Below are 12272 nucleotides of genomic sequence, written 5' to 3'. Positions count from 1 at the left end.
GCAGCGGTTATTTTTTTAATGCTGATGTTCACCACCATGGTCGTGTGAGTGAACGATCGGTTGCTGCAATTGGTCGATTTGGTCTTGCGGTACATCGCCGACAATCATCCACGTGGACGGCGTATACACTTTCTGCCCTTCATGCACCATGCCGTTCACTTGATAGATTCCTTGATCGAGTTTCACGCTCGTCACGAGATAGCCATCCTTTTCTGTCACTCCATACGTCCGGGTCTCTTCCGAATCGTAAGGCGTGACTTGAATATGGCTTTCTGTCACACGTTCATCATTCGATATTTTCATCGCAAGCGTCGTCGATCCAACTTCTACACGTTCAGGTACGATCAGTTGAATCCCCATCGGATCAATGGTGCGTTCTACTGGTTGAAGTTGACACGCGCTTAACCAAATCGTCGCTAGGATGACAGGAATGACTGCTTTAAATCGTTTCATGCTGCCACCTCCGCTTTCAACTTCCGGCGACCAATCAACCAATCAAATAGGAGAACGACAAGAATACTGATTCCTGCGAGCGGTAATGTCACACCTAGAAGTAAAATCAAGATACCGACGATTCGTTTAATGCGTTCGTCCTCAAACCGCTTCATCTGTTCAATGGATCCGACTTTTCGTTTGCGCCACATCATGAACGAGCTGATGACCACGAAAATGAGACCTAGACAAAGCGCGACACCGACCAATTGATTGAGTAAACCGAACAGGTGACCTTCATGGAACGCGATTCCAACCGTAATCAGTTTTCCGAGAATCCCGTAATCTGCGTATGTCACAGAGCTGAGTGTTTCACCACTATATTGATCTAAGTTCACCGTCGATTCTTTAAATGGATGATAGACGCCTGTTTCGCCTTCCGGAAGCGAGATTGTGTACGGTCGATCAATCGTGGACTTGTTCACCACCTGATTTAAATCAATCGGCAACAGCGTACTTGGAGAAGACGTTGGAACGAGATCTGCTTGGGTCGCCCAAGGTACGTCTTCTGCCACCTCTTTTGTCGTCACGGTCGATTCCGGCTTGGCGCCAAACGCATAGGCATACATCGGTGCTCCCGTGTTTGTCGACGAGGAAACCCACTGCAACATAGCCCCTGACACGGATGACCAGGCAAGACCTGAACTGATGATGATGACGAGGCCTAGCGATGACCATAAAGCGACGCTACCGTGCATTTGTTTCCACCATTGCCGACCTTTCCCGAGCTTCGGCATGAGCATCCGAACCGGATTTTTCCCACGTGGCCAGAATAAGAACGTTCCCGTGATGAGTAGAATAATCGCCCATGACGCTGCGAGCTCGACAATCCAGTTCCCGATTTGTCCGCCTAATAGTGTGCCATGAATCACAACTAACAAATCCATACTACTTTCAGCAGTTCGTGTCCCTAAAACTTCTGCAGTTTCCGGATGAATATATGTATACATCATCTCGTCTTCGTTCATCCAACCGATTCGAGTCGATTCACCTTCATCCGGCAATCGAATCGATGTGATTATCGCATCCGGATGCTCTTTCATGAATGATTCTTTTTGTGCTTCAATCGGCTGTTCTTCCGTGAAGGATGCCGTCATCATGTCTTTGTATTGCATCTTCGTTACTTGTGGTTCAAATAAATAAATACTTCCTGTCACAGCCAAGATAATGAAAATCGGTGCAAATATAAGACCTGCATAAAAGTGCCAACGCCAAATTGCTTGATACCAAGCGTTGCGTTTGTTCAATCGTTCCCCTTGCATTGTGCTTCCCCCTTTATCATTGTGTCCAACTTGTGAACAGATTGAGTATACAAGGAATGGAAACGTTTTATTCTTGCTGTTTGTGACAACTATTCGTCGATATAGAGAAGTCAAAATGAACTCGAATTCATCTTTTTTTCACATATTTCAGGTCTTACTCCACACATTTTCACACAAATAAAGAGACACCAACAAATTGGCGTCTCCAAAGTGTGATTAATTTGTGAATTGCTCTGCTTCTGTCGAACCGGCGAGTGCAGTCGTTGATGATTGCCCACCTGAGATGACGAGTGAAACTTCATCGAAGTACCCCGTCCCGACTTCACGCTGATGACGTGTCGCCGTGTAACCATGTACTTCAGCCGCAAATTCTGCTTGTTGTAACTCCGAGTACGCCGCCATGCCACGGTCTTTGTATCCGCGTGCGAGCTCGAACATACCGAAGTTGAGCGCGTGGAATCCTGCGAGTGTGACGAACTGGAACTTGTATCCCATTGCGCCGATTTCTTGTTGGAACGTCGCGATCTCTTCGTCTGACAACTTCTTCTTCCAGTTGAACGATGGCGAACAGTTGTAAGCGAGAAGTTTTCCTGGATACTTCGCATGAATCGCTTCGGCAAATTGACGTGCCTCTGCCAAATCTGGTTCAGACGTCTCACACCAGACGAGGTCTGCATATGGTGCATAAGCGAGACCACGAGCGATGGCTTGCTCGATGCCGGCTTCCGTACGATAGAATCCTTCCGGTGTACGCTCCCCAATGATGAACGGGTGATCGATTGGATCGATGTCGCTCGTGATCAAGTTCGCCGCGTGCGCATCTGTCCGAGCTACAATGATGGTCGGGACACCCATGACGTCTGCCGCGAGTCGAGCCGAGATCAAGTTTTTCACAGCCGTCTGAGTTGGGAGTAACACCTTCCCACCGAGGTGACCACATTTCTTCTCAGACGAGAGCTGGTCTTCGAGGTGAACGCCGGCAGCCCCTGCTTCGATCATCGCCTTCGTCAATTCGAATACGTTGAGCACCCCACCGAATCCTGCTTCCATATCCGCGACAATCGGTGCGAACCAATGCGTATCGCCTTTCCCTTCTGCCGTTTGAATTTGATCGGCACGTTGAAGCGCCTGGTTGATTCGTTTGACGACACTCGGAACCGAGTTGGCCGGATATAAACTTTGGTCCGGGTACATGTGACCTGACAGGTTAGCGTCTGCCGCTACTTGCCAACCGCTTAAATAGATGGCTTCGAGTCCTGCCTTCACTTGCTGAATGGCCTGGTTCCCTGTCAACGCACCGAGCGCATGAACGTAGTCACGCTCATGCATCAATTGCCACAGGCGTTCCGCTCCTTTCGTCGCTAGCGTTTGTTCAATCACGATAGACCCTCGCAACTTCATGACGTCTTCTACAGAGTATGGACGCTCTACTCCTTCAAATCGTTCTGACTTCCAGCTGTTCACCAATTCTTCGCGTTGTTTCATTAATAAACCCTCCTGTATTATATTAATTTTAATTAATTCAATTTGTTATATAACAGATAGTGCAAATTAAATACTTTAGTCGAGGTAAGCGCAGCATTCCAACGCTGCCTTAAACGTCGAATGCTCCATCCCGCAGCAACGACATACGTTCTCTTCGTCCCGATCTTCCGGTTTGCGGAAGACGACGACTTCATCGATCGGCTCTTTCATGATTTGGAGCGAGCCGTCGGCACGGTCCAAGACGAGGCGCATCAAGTCGTTGCCGTATACGAATGCTGTATTCGCAAGTGATGCTGTCGATTCTCCAGATACGATGCGGCGGACGACCCAACGTTCAATCAACTGTTCGCTTTCCATTTTTTTCGTTGTCATGATGAGGTTCCTCCTTTTAAATTGAACTCCACGGTTTGTCGTTTCATAAATTCACGGCGGCGGCGATGCAAGATTGGTTCCGTGTACCCGTTCGGCTGTTTCAACCCATGAAACACGAGTTCGTGAGCGGCTTGATAGGCGATTGACTGATCGACGTTCGGTGTCATCGGTCGGTAATTCGGGTCTGACTCATTTTGCTCGTCGACGACTTGTGCCATCCGATAAAGCGTGACTTCCACTTGATCTGCTGAACAGATGCCGTGATACAGCCAGTTGGCCACATGTTGGCTCGAAATCCGGAGTGTCGCCCGGTCTTCCATCAGTCCGATATGATGAATATCCGGCACTTTCGAACAACCTACACCTTGTTCGATCCAACGAACGACGTATCCGAGCAATCCTTGTAAGTTGTTCTCGAGCTCTTCTTTGATCTCGTCTTGCGAATAAATGCGTGTCGCGAGCGGAATATCGAGGAGCTGTTGTCGCTCATGTTTCGAATGAGGCTGCTTGATCAATTCTCGCTGTACATCAAAAGCATCGAGTTGATGATAGTGCATCGCATGGAGCGTCGCCGCTGTCGGCGAAGGCACCCACGCCGTCGTTGCTCCGGATTGTACGTGTGCAATTTTTTCACGCATCATGTCCCGCATCCGGTCGGGCATCGCCCACATCCCTTTTCCGATCTGTGCTTGATGATGGAACCCGCTCTCGAGACCAGTTGATACATTCAACCGTTCATATGCAGCGAGCCAAGGTGACGTCTTCATTTCTCCCTTTCGACGCATCGGTCCGAGTGTCATCGAGGAATGAATCTCGTCCCCCGTCCGGTCGAGGAATCCCGTGTTGATGAAGACGACCCGCTCTTTCACTTGAGCGATACAATTTTTCAAGTTGAGTGACGTTCGTCTCTCTTCATCCATCACGCCGACTTTTAACGTATGGCGCGGAAGGTTCAATAGATCTTCTACAGCGTCAAACAAGTCATTGGTGAATGCTACTTCTTCAGACCCGTGCATTTTCGGTTTGACGATATAGATCGATCCTTCCCGAGAGTTGAGGCGGCGATGTAGATGGCGACTCGCGATCAATGAAGTGAAGATGGCATCAACGATCCCCTCTGGTACCTCACGACCTTCTGCATCAAGGATCAAGTCCGTCGTCATCAAGTGTCCGACATTTCGAATGAATAAGAGTGCGCGTCCTGGGAGGACAACTTCCGCCCCACCTTTTCCAATCAAACGCTTATCTTCGTTTAAACGTCGAGAGAGTCGCTCCCCGTTCTTTTGGAACGAGGCTTCAAGCGTCCCATCCATCAAGCCGAGCCAATTACGATACAGATGAACTTTGTCTTCCGCACAAACGGCTGCGACCGAGTCTTCACAATCCACGATTGCGGATAGGGCTGATTCGAGCTCGATGTCCATCAGTCCAGCAGGATCGACTTTGCCGACCGGATGCTCGCGGTCAAATTGCAGTTCAACGTGTAAGGCATGGTGTCTGAGCATCAACGTCTTCAACTCGTTCGGTTCCCCGGTGTAACCGACGAAAGAATCATCTGCGAACGAATGCTCGTCGTCCCCGATTGCCGCATAGACGACATCGTCACGAACGACGTATCGTGTCACTTCCTTGTGCGACCCTGACGGTAGCGGGAACGTGTCATCTAGAAACTGTTTCGCCAACCGAATAACTTCATTACCGCGAACGGGATTATATCCCCGTCCCTTTTCCATACCGTCCGCCTCTTCAATCATATCTGTTCCATAAAGGGCGTCGTAGAGACTTCCCCATCTGGCATTGGCGGCGTTAAGTGCATATCTGGCATTGTCTAACGGTACGACGAGTTGCGGTCCCGCTTGATGCGCGATTTCACGATCGACACCCGACACGTCGATGTTAAAATCTTCGACGACCGGTTCGATATAGCCGATTGACGTTAAAAATGTCTCATATTCGATTGGATCGACTTCTTCTTGGCGACTGTACCACTCCTGTAACAATCGCTCATATGTCATGCGCTGCTCCAGAAGTGTCTGATTCACTGGAATGAAACGCTCTAGAAGCGATTCAACGCCTTCCCAAAAAACGTTGATTTCCTGGGGTTCAAGTACGTTCTTATTCACAAATTCAACCAGCTTTTCATGAACATGATACGTATTTAGTCGTTCATAGTGTTCCAAGCGTTCACATCCTCCTTTAATCATTGTTATATATCAGTTGATTACAATATAGACTATTATATAACAGTTTGACAACCCATTTTTTAAAACTTTTTATTTGAAATCTCGTCAGGATGGGTTTACTATACATTGTGTGACCCATCAATGATTGAGTCATCAACGATTTGAGGAGGCGATGTGCATGCGAGATTCTTGCTCGCTCCGTGATCAAATTCTCTATCACATCATCACCGTACAAAAAGAATTGGGGCAATTATTCGACTCTGAAATGGACGGGCTCAGCTTGAGTCGCTACGACATTTTAAGCAACCTGTATCACGTCGGTCCATTGCGACAACGTGAACTGCAACAGCGCGTCGATGTCGACCATGCCGCCATCACCCGACACCTGAAACAATTGGAGACACAAGGACTGATCACGCGGAGACGCTGTGAACAAGACAACCGTGTCATCTATGTCGAGTTGACAGACGATGGTCGTGAACAAATTGCACATTGGACTGAGCAAAAAGAGTGCTTAACGGACCGACTTTTTGTCAACATGAAGGTAGAGGATCAACAACAGTTATTAGCATCCCTAACGATGTTACAAGATACTATTGACCATGAAAGGAAGACTACAATATGAACACTGCTACACAAAAAGACTTTATGGAGATTGTCAAAGGACGCCGCTCGATTCGTGTATACGACGAGAACGTGAAAATCTCAAAAGAAGAAATGACACAAATCCTTGAAGAAGCGACAACAGCTCCTTCATCACTCAACTTACAGCCATGGCGCTTCGTCGTCATCGATAGCGCAGAAGGAAAAGAAACACTCCTTCCACTCGCAAGCTTCAACAAACGCCAAGTGGAAACATCTTCAGCTGTCATCGCACTCTTCGCTGACTATCAAATGGCAGATTACACAGAAGAGATTTTCGATACAGCGGTAGAGCGCGGTATGATGCCGGCTGAGGTCCGCGACCGTCAAGTCGACATGATCAAAGGCATCTTCAAAGATGCACCGAAAGAAATGGTCAAAGACAGCATCATGCTCGATTCAGGTCTTGTTGCGATGCAACTCATGCTCGTCGCACGTGCACATGGGTATGACACAAACCCAATCGGCGGATACGACAAAGCGAACATCGCTGAAGCGTTCGGTCTCGACAAAGAACGTTACCTTCCAGTCATGCTTCTCTCAATCGGGAAAGCAGCAGAAGAAGGGTACCCATCAGTACGCTTCCCAGTCGACCGCATCACAGACTGGAAATAATTCAAAAGGTTCAATCGCCTCAGCGATTGAAGCCTTTTTTTCATCCGATATATTTGACGACTTCGTTGAAGTCACGACGTGTTTTCGGTGCGAAATCACGCGCCCGATACCCAAATGCGACCATGACCGAAAGTGACCATTCGCCTCGTTCCATCACGCCTTCTGAGATGAGCAACTCATCGATTTCCTCTTGATTGAACCCTTCAATCGGGCATGAATCGATTTCGATTTGCGCGGCAGCCGTCATCATATTTCCGAGCGGGATATATGTCTGACGCTTGATCCATTCCTGGAAGACACGTTCATCATCCAAGAGACGATAGTCGTTCTCCTGGAACTCCTGTACCCGTTTCACGCGTTGCGCGTATTCTTCTTCCGTCCGGCCCTGTACACCCGTCACGATATGACGAATATAGTCCGCATCGTAACGCATCGCTTTCGGTGTTCTTGCGAGAATCAACACGAAGTGGCTCGCAGTCAAAGCCTGACCTTGCGCTCCCCATGCGTGATCTTTAATTTTTTGGAGCAAATCTTCCCGACGCACCACAACGAATTGCCATGGCTCGAATCCGAATGAACTCGGCGAAAGACGTCCCGTCTCTAAAATGAACTCCATGTCCTCTTCTTTGATTTTACGATCCGCATCGAATGCTTTCGTCGCTTGACGCCAACGATACGCTTCTAAAATGTCTTTCTTTTTCATCGTGCTCACTCCTCCATTACCAAGATGACTCCATCATATCAAACCGATAAATCAAAAATCGCTCATGAAGATTCTTCAGCGGCAATCGCACCGTTTGTACGTACTGAAAAGGCGTCTCGTCGTTCAAATAATGGAGATACTCATCCGCCGGATAATATAAAATCACATCGACCGGGCGAGGATCTATTTCAACAGATTCGATGATGTTGGCAATCACTTGGCGGAAGACATTCACGGAGAACGGATTAAAGAAGTAGAATCGATTCGCATCCGATGGAATCGTGAATTCCTCCGCGAGTCCTTGTTCCAATTGAACACTTCCCCGATTACGATGTTTCTTCGTATAGCGCCCCCAATTCTGGAGTGCCTCCTCGTGAAATCCACCGTCCATCTCGACACCGATTGCCCGCACGTGAAACGTATACGCCAAATAAAACGGCAGACGTCCTTTTCCCGAACCGAAATCAACAATCGTATCTGTGGACTCTAACGGATAAGCGTCCCGAAGCAAATCGAGTGCTTCGTAAGGAGTCGGTTCATAACGGTGATATTCCGCCGAAGATGGAAATCCTTTCTGTAGTTTGGCCGTCTCGATCTGTAGGAGTTGTTCATATTGCTGTTCGTTCATGATGAACCTCTTTCTTGAATAGATTGGAAGAATGGATGCCGCTCCATCTCTCTCGTAAATGACGTCTGTTCCTGATAGGCGACATACATGACATAAATCGGAACCAACACTTTAAACCAGCTTGGAAGTAAAATGAAGCTTGTCACGCCAAGTGGAATGAGTCGAAACCACAAATTTCGGTGGCTCGGCGTCCTGAAATAGATTAGGATTGCCATCGTCCGTCTGACGGTGCCAAAGCGATTCGGTTTCGGTCGATATAGTGGACGTGTCCGCTCACTCGTCTTCTCGATGGCACCTGAGGTTGTCAGCAGGACTCGGTCGAATGAGGCACGCTCACGTTCCCCGATTTCAATCTCGCGACCGATATTCGGATGTTTCGACATCCATCCTTCCCCTACGTATAACGCAAATGTGACCATCATGCTTCCGATCAACACACCGAGTAACACCGACTCAATCAATAGCGCATACACGCCTACAAAAGCAATCAACACGATCAATAATCGTTTCATGAGATGGACGTGTCGGAGGCGAAGTTGATACTGAATCCATGCATGGCACCAGGAGAGTAAGAAAAGCGCGGCTCCGAATGCGAGGATCTCGACAGTGGTTCTTCCCTTCACATGTAGAATCGGTGCGATCAATAGAAGATAGAATCCGTATTGAATCAGGTGTTGAGTCATCTGATATACGACGGAGTACCGTTTCAACTGTCGAATGAGATAACGATCTGCCACGAGGATGAGGTCGGCGCGCTCTATCCATACAAACATGCGGTCCTGCCACATCACCCATCCGAACAAGATTGCCCATAACAGGTAAGGCACATCACGCAACCAATCGATATTCCCTTCCCATACGAGCCAGTAAGAATACCCTGCCCATATGAGAAGAGGAATGACGCCGTATAAAAAAATCGTCCAGTCGACAATCAATCGGACCGTCTTCCACTGTTGTTTCATATAACGGGAGACACGCATCCAAAACAATCGTTTCGCAATCATCGGAGCGCCACATCTTCCATCATGTCAAATAAGGTCATCCCCTCTGTATCGAGTGCCTCACGAATCTCTGCTTTCGTCCCACTCGCCAGTAGTTGCCCGTCATCAATCCATACGAACCGGTCACACAACCGCTCGGCCGTATCAAGAACGTGTGTGACCAATAAGACACTTGCCCCCCTCGTGCGCTCCGCTTCTAACAATCGAAGTAATTGGATGGTGGTCGTTGCATCTAATCCGATAAACGGTTCATCGACAATCAATACATGCGCTTCTTGAATGAGCGCCAATAAAATCATCGCTTTTTGTTTCATCCCTTTTGAAAAAGAGGAGAGATACCGGTCTGTCACATGATCAAGTCGGAAAAGCTGCAGCAACTCCTTCGTCTTTTCCTTCGACTCGACACCCGTCAATTCATGGACGAGCGCAATATGTTCCGATAGTGTCAAATAATCGTAGTAAACCGGTTGCTCCGGGATGTACGCATAGCGTTCCATCTCGACGGTTCCTTTCATCCATGGAATCGTTCCTGTCAGACAGGCGATCGTAGTCGTTTTTCCTGCACCGTTCGACCCAATCACCCCTAAAATCTCGCCTGACCGCACATCAAACGAAATGTCTTGAATGACGGGCTCGTTTACCTCATATCCTGCTTTGTCGATTGATACGATCATCACTTGTCCCCCTATCTAAAATGAAGTCGAGCATATTCTCTTTGATTTCATTCCAGTATAACCCAAACAATCTGGACAATTGGGAAATGCTCCTTTTGAAGCGGTTTCGTGATGGAACACCCATCATTATTTTTTTCTGAAGATTGAGTGCGATTCGTTTACTTTAGCTTGGTAACGTGAAATGATAATCATAACAACTCTTTTAAAGTGAGGTGACGGTGTGTCTACCACAGAGTACGAAAAAGCGACATCTATTTTGCATCACCTCTTCACCGCCTCTTCCTTTGTCGGAATCGATTTTGGTTCTGGTCCAAATCACCATCTCCTTTATTTTAGTCGCCAGGGGTTAGAATCCTGGATCTCGATTGAGGGCCCGTGGCACGTTCACGCTACACAAAGCACGTTTGACGAAGCGGAACAACTCGAACAACTCATGCGGCTTCGTCGTGAGCGCATCCATCACGTACGACTCGGTCACGAACATCCCCATCTCGAACTCGAATTTGAATCAGGTTCTCTCCTATTCATCAATGGATTTCAAGAACAATTTGAATGTTGGCAAGCAGGTGACGCGCGACCGCTCGGCGGAGACGCCTATCTGTTGGTCGCGATGCCGCAAGGTGAGCTTGCTGTGTTTGCTGACGGAGACGACGAATGAGCACATGGATGGAGATTGTCTTGTATATGTTGATTGCCGGGGGCGTAAAAGCGGCCGAGGCCGCTTTTTTAGTCGAACAAAATCCGTTGCATCCGCTCTGGCGCATCCAAATAGTCGCGCATGACCTTTACATGTTCCAGATCATCAAACGCTGTCGGAGTAAGCCCCGTCTCCACTTGCAAAATCATCGCACCTGGATACGACATCAAGATGGGTGAGTGACTCGCAATGATGAATTGACTGCCGGATTGTACGAGTTCATGCATGCGTGCGAGCATCGTCAGTTGGCGCATCGGCGACAATGCGGCCTCTGGCTCATCCAAAATGTAGAGACCGTCTCCACGAAATCGGTGTAGCATGAGGGAGAGAAACGCTTCACCGTGTGACTGTTCATGAAGAGAACGTCCGCCGTATGATTCATAAAATCGTTCAGGATCTCGCCCTGATTTCGCCATCTCGTCCACATAACTTGATAGCTGATATGCCGTCTCGGCACGTAAGAAAAAGCCATCTTTCGGACGATACGGGCCTCGAATCGGACGAAGCGCTTCAAACAAGGAACTATGCGTCGACTCTGTTTCAAATCGGAAGGAAGGTGCTCCGCCTTCTGGATTGAATCCGGCCGCCACGGCCATCCCCTCAATCAATGTCGATTTCCCACTCCCATTCTCTCCGACAAGAAACGTGACAGGATGATGAAACGATAGTTCATCGAGTGTCTGAAAAATCGGTAACGTATACGGATAGCCTGTCGAACGGATGCGTTCCCTTTCTAGCCGTACCCCACGCAAAAACAAAGTCATGTCCATTCGATCCAAAATGTTGCCCCCTTCTCTGAATCAACCCCGTAAGCAAGTCCTTGTGCTTCAAGAAGTAGTTTCGTGATGGCGAGACCTAGGCCATGTCCGTTCGAACGGTCTCCTTTCACATACATATCCCAAATCGAATGCTGGATGGTAGGGTCAATTCCCTTCCCTTCATCTGTCACTTCTAATCGATTTGGCGTCAGTCTGATGGTGATGCATCCCCGAGGAGGACTCGCTTCATACGCATTTCTCAAGAAGTTCGAGAGAACCCGTTCCATCGCTAGTCGGTCAGCTTGAATCATTACAGACTCCAATTGTAAATCGAGCGTCACGTCTTTTTGTCGGAACCACTCGGACATGCGTGAAGTCAGTCGACGAATCAAGTCATCTAGTTGAAGCGACTCTACTGCAAGCGGAATCGTACCGGACGACAACTTTGAATATTCGAGCATCTGGTTGACGAGTCGGTCAATCCGGTCCACTTCCTCGGTAATACTTTTCCCGGTCATCGAAATATCCGATGTCTCCACAACACCTAGCTCCAGCATCTCCGCCTCGTTCCGAACGATGGCGAGTGGTGTACGCACATCATGCGTCACCCCGGATATAAATGATTTTTGAAGCGCCTCTTTTTCTTGAAGCGATTCATTCATACGACCGACCGTGACGGTCAAATCCCCAATCTCGTCATTCGTCACATTCGGTAGAGTGATGTCGTGTCGTCCCTCCATGATCGATGCGGTCGCTTGCT

General features: G+C 48.3%; 14 protein-coding genes. 3 read left to right on the top strand and 11 right to left on the bottom strand.

Going from position 1 to position 12272, the window contains the following annotated elements; genetic code table 11:
- Nucleotides 1–15: 15 nt before the first annotated feature.
- The 5 genes from ON063_RS07495 to ON063_RS07475 all read right to left on the bottom strand — a co-directional run bounded on the left by ON063_RS07495 (nucleotide 16) and on the right by ON063_RS07475 (nucleotide 5791).
- Complete coding sequence (locus tag ON063_RS07495) at nucleotides 16–453, bottom strand: hypothetical protein (protein ID WP_274664722.1); 438 nt, start codon at nucleotides 451–453, stop codon at nucleotides 16–18.
- On the bottom strand, nucleotides 450–1754 hold the full coding sequence (locus ON063_RS07490; protein ID WP_274664721.1) for a PepSY-associated TM helix domain-containing protein: 1305 nt from the start codon (nucleotides 1752–1754) through the stop codon (nucleotides 450–452). The genes ON063_RS07495 and ON063_RS07490 overlap by 4 nt, the downstream gene beginning before the upstream one ends.
- Before the next feature lie 216 nt (nucleotides 1755–1970).
- Nucleotides 1971–3239 (bottom strand): isocitrate lyase, encoded by a 1269-nt coding sequence (gene aceA, locus ON063_RS07485; protein WP_214746768.1) that lies wholly within the window; start codon nucleotides 3237–3239, stop codon nucleotides 1971–1973.
- Between the two features lie 75 nt (nucleotides 3240–3314).
- Nucleotides 3315–3611, bottom strand: coding sequence for a hypothetical protein (locus ON063_RS07480; RefSeq protein WP_015880380.1), 297 nt, complete (start codon nucleotides 3609–3611; stop codon nucleotides 3315–3317).
- Nucleotides 3608–5791, bottom strand: coding sequence for a malate synthase G (locus ON063_RS07475; protein WP_446719126.1), 2184 nt, complete (start codon nucleotides 5789–5791; stop codon nucleotides 3608–3610). Before ON063_RS07475 ends, ON063_RS07480 begins: the two co-directional genes overlap by 4 nt.
- Nucleotides 5792–5972: 181 nt before the next feature.
- Between ON063_RS07475 and ON063_RS07470 the strand changes: the two genes are divergently transcribed.
- Both ON063_RS07470 and ON063_RS07465 read left to right on the top strand, forming a co-directional pair.
- Entirely contained in the window at nucleotides 5973–6419 is a 447-nt protein-coding gene (locus ON063_RS07470; protein ID WP_078146066.1) for a MarR family winged helix-turn-helix transcriptional regulator, read from the top strand.
- Nucleotides 6416–7051, top strand: a complete 636-nt coding sequence (locus tag ON063_RS07465; protein WP_074036693.1) for a nitroreductase family protein — start codon at nucleotides 6416–6418, stop codon at nucleotides 7049–7051. The genes ON063_RS07470 and ON063_RS07465 overlap by 4 nt, the downstream gene beginning before the upstream one ends.
- Before the next feature lie 40 nt (nucleotides 7052–7091).
- Here ON063_RS07465 and ON063_RS07460 read toward each other — a convergent pair whose 3' ends face one another.
- From ON063_RS07460 to ON063_RS07445, 4 genes are read right to left on the bottom strand one after another with little or no spacing between them, the layout of a single operon-like run.
- Nucleotides 7092–7754 carry an NAD(P)H-dependent oxidoreductase gene (locus tag ON063_RS07460; RefSeq protein ID WP_015880376.1) on the bottom strand — a complete coding sequence of 221 codons (663 nt, stop codon included), beginning with the start codon at nucleotides 7752–7754 and terminating at the stop codon, nucleotides 7092–7094.
- Between the two features lie 16 nt (nucleotides 7755–7770).
- Entirely contained in the window at nucleotides 7771–8382 is a 612-nt protein-coding gene (locus tag ON063_RS07455; RefSeq protein ID WP_274664719.1) for an SAM-dependent methyltransferase, read from the bottom strand.
- Entirely contained in the window at nucleotides 8379–9386 is a 1008-nt protein-coding gene (locus ON063_RS07450) for an ABC transporter permease (RefSeq protein WP_274664718.1), read from the bottom strand. Before ON063_RS07450 ends, ON063_RS07455 begins: the two co-directional genes overlap by 4 nt.
- Nucleotides 9383–10057 carry an ABC transporter ATP-binding protein gene (locus ON063_RS07445; protein WP_274664717.1) on the bottom strand — a complete coding sequence of 225 codons (675 nt, stop codon included), beginning with the start codon at nucleotides 10055–10057 and terminating at the stop codon, nucleotides 9383–9385. The genes ON063_RS07450 and ON063_RS07445 overlap by 4 nt, the downstream gene beginning before the upstream one ends.
- Before the next feature lie 220 nt (nucleotides 10058–10277).
- Between ON063_RS07445 and ON063_RS07440 the strand changes: the two genes are divergently transcribed.
- Nucleotides 10278–10715 (top strand): hypothetical protein, encoded by a 438-nt coding sequence (locus ON063_RS07440; protein WP_274664716.1) that lies wholly within the window; start codon nucleotides 10278–10280, stop codon nucleotides 10713–10715.
- Nucleotides 10716–10783: 68 nt separating this feature from the next.
- Here the strand turns inward: ON063_RS07440 and ON063_RS07435 are convergent, their stop codons facing one another.
- Together ON063_RS07435 and ON063_RS07430 are read right to left on the bottom strand one after the other, a co-directional pair.
- Nucleotides 10784–11524, bottom strand: coding sequence for an AAA family ATPase (locus tag ON063_RS07435; protein ID WP_274664741.1), 741 nt, complete (start codon nucleotides 11522–11524; stop codon nucleotides 10784–10786).
- On the bottom strand, nucleotides 11515–12272 hold a 758-nt coding region (locus ON063_RS07430), incomplete at its 5' end, for a sensor histidine kinase (RefSeq protein ID WP_274664715.1). The genes ON063_RS07430 and ON063_RS07435, both read right to left, overlap by 10 nt.

This window comes from Exiguobacterium sp. B2(2022) (assembly GCF_028823655.1).
Lineage (GTDB): Bacteria > Bacillota > Bacilli > Exiguobacteriales > Exiguobacteriaceae > Exiguobacterium > Exiguobacterium aestuarii_A.
This window is presented reverse-complemented; position numbering and strand designations above follow the sequence as displayed.

Bases quoted from the DNA above. Each gene is read 5' to 3' on its own strand.
- ON063_RS07495 (WP_274664722.1), bottom strand. From the start codon at position 453: ATGAAACGATTTAAAGCAGTCATTCCTGTCATCCTAGCGACGATTTGG.
- ON063_RS07490 (WP_274664721.1), bottom strand. From the start codon at position 1,754: ATGCAAGGGGAACGATTGAACAAACGCAACGCTTGGTATCAAGCAATT.
- aceA (WP_214746768.1), bottom strand. From the start codon at position 3,239: ATGAAACAACGCGAAGAATTGGTGAACAGCTGGAAGTCAGAACGATTT.
- ON063_RS07480 (WP_015880380.1), bottom strand. From the start codon at position 3,611: ATGACAACGAAAAAAATGGAAAGCGAACAGTTGATTGAACGTTGGGTC.
- ON063_RS07470 (WP_078146066.1), top strand. From the start codon at position 5,973: ATGCGAGATTCTTGCTCGCTCCGTGATCAAATTCTCTATCACATCATC.
- ON063_RS07465 (WP_074036693.1), top strand. From the start codon at position 6,416: ATGAACACTGCTACACAAAAAGACTTTATGGAGATTGTCAAAGGACGC.
- ON063_RS07460 (WP_015880376.1), bottom strand. From the start codon at position 7,754: ATGAAAAAGAAAGACATTTTAGAAGCGTATCGTTGGCGTCAAGCGACG.
- ON063_RS07455 (WP_274664719.1), bottom strand. From the start codon at position 8,382: ATGAACGAACAGCAATATGAACAACTCCTACAGATCGAGACGGCCAAA.
- ON063_RS07450 (WP_274664718.1), bottom strand. From the start codon at position 9,386: ATGATTGCGAAACGATTGTTTTGGATGCGTGTCTCCCGTTATATGAAA.
- ON063_RS07445 (WP_274664717.1), bottom strand. From the start codon at position 10,057: ATGATCGTATCAATCGACAAAGCAGGATATGAGGTAAACGAGCCCGTC.
- ON063_RS07435 (WP_274664741.1), bottom strand. From the start codon at position 11,524: ATGGACATGACTTTGTTTTTGCGTGGGGTACGGCTAGAAAGGGAACGC.